Source organism: Shewanella sp. SM69, from assembly GCF_025653985.1.
Classification (GTDB): Bacteria; Pseudomonadota; Gammaproteobacteria; order Enterobacterales; family Shewanellaceae; genus Shewanella; species Shewanella oncorhynchi.
This window is the reverse complement of record NZ_JAKKRV010000047.1, coordinates 1-1,760: the sequence shown is the minus strand read 5'-3', so window position 1 is coordinate 1,760 and position 1,760 is coordinate 1. Positions and strand designations below refer to the sequence as shown.

At 49.7% G+C, this 1,760-nt stretch carries 2 protein-coding genes; both read left to right on the top strand.

Going from position 1 to position 1,760, the window contains the following annotated elements:
• On the top strand, nucleotides 1-321 hold a 321-nt coding region (tnpB, locus tag L5M37_RS23975), incomplete at its 5' end, for an IS66 family insertion sequence element accessory protein TnpB (protein ID WP_263201917.1).
• Nucleotides 322-413: 92 nt separating this feature from the next.
• Nucleotides 414-1,760: IS66 family transposase (gene tnpC, locus L5M37_RS23970; RefSeq protein ID WP_263201916.1), on the top strand; the 1,347-nt coding region annotated here is incomplete at its 3' end.

Here is a 1,760-nt window from a genome sequence, read left to right as displayed (position 1 = left end):
CATAAACAGCCGGTCGACTTTCGTAAATCCATTAATGGCTTATCGTTGCTGGTCGAGCAAGAGATGCAGCTCTCGCCATTTAGCGGCGCACTGTTTGTGTTTTGTAATCAGCAGCGTACCCGGTTAAAAGTACTGTACTGGGATAGCACCGGGTTTTGCCTGTGGTACAAACGGCTTGAAAAAGACAAGTTCCGCTGGCCACGGCAGATGCCTGGCAAAATACTGTCTATTAGCGAGCAGCAATGGCATTGGCTGTTGCAAGGTGTCGATATCCAAAAAATCACCGCCCATCAGCCACTGCATTACCAGAGTGTGGGCTGATATGACGATCGGCTATAAATCCTTATGATCGCATCCAAAACAATCTAAATCTTACCAAGCACTTAGCTAAATTGGCCGTTATAATGGCGGCCATGAAAAAGATACCAGACACCTTACCTGATGACGTTGCACTGCTCAAGAAAATGCTGCTTGAGCAGACGCAAAAGCTTGAGCGCAAACTGGCGCARAAAGATAAACGCATCGCCAAATTAGAGCGGGTTAACCAGCARCTGTCGGACAAGTTGCAGCAGTTGCTGGAGCGTTACAACCTGAAGAAGTACCAGAAATTTAGCCCCAGCAGTGAAACCTATGAAGGTGAAGGCGAGGTGTTAAATGAGGCCGAACAGCTTATTGAAGACGAGTCAGTAGCGACAGAGCCAGATACTCAGACGACCGAGAGCGCTAAGAAAGCTGCTAAGCCACGCCGCCCACGGATTGCCCCTGAGCTGCCGCGCGTTGATGTTATCCATGACATTGACGATAAAACCTGTGCYTGCTGTGGCCATGCGCTACATCAAATGGGTGARGAAGTYAGTGAGCAAATCGAGTTCGTACCGGCACAAATCCGGGTGCTCAGAAACGTGCGGCTGAAATACAGCTGCCGGCAGTGTGAAACCACGGACACCAAGGTCGACATTAAAATTGCCGATGTGCCACCGGCGGTTATCCCTAAGAGCATGRCCACACCGAGTCTGCTTGCCCAAATCATCAGCAGCAAAATGCACTATGGCTTACCGYTKTAYCGWCARGAGCAGTTGTTTAATCAGGCCGGTATTGAGCTTAGCCGTCAAACGATGAGCCGCTGGCTGATAAGCTGTGCAGAGAAACTGAAACCGTTACTGGCGTTAATGAAAGCTGAGCTTCTGAAACAGCCCGTGCTGTGGGCAGATGAAACCACGGTTAATGTGCTGGATGTTGAGAAAAGCACCTGTTATATGTGGGTATATGGCTGTGGCTTAGAAAAAAGTACCGGCCCCAAGCTCGTGCTGTTTGATTATCAGGATAGTCGCAGCAGTAAACATCCCACCGACTTCCTGGCGGGGTTTAACGGTTATCTGCAGGTCGACGGTTATGCCGGATATGAGAAAACCCACGCAACCTTAGTCGGCTGCTGGGCGCATGCCAGACGCAAGTTCGTCGAAGCCCAAAAAGCGCAGGGCAAAGGCAAAACGGGTAAGGCCGATGTGGCCCTTAACCATATCCAGAAACTCTATGCGCTGGAGAGTAAATTAAAAACTGCGCCGCCTGATAAGAAATATGAAGCCAGGCAAACGCTAGCCAAGCCGTTGCTCGCGCAATTCAAAAGCTGGTTGGATAAATCAAGCGAGAGTGTCACGAAAGAAAGTTTACTGGGAGCGGCTATTACGTATAGCCTGAATCAGTGGCCCAAGCTTGTCCGCTATCTGGATGATGGCTGTCTGAATATCGACAACAATCGT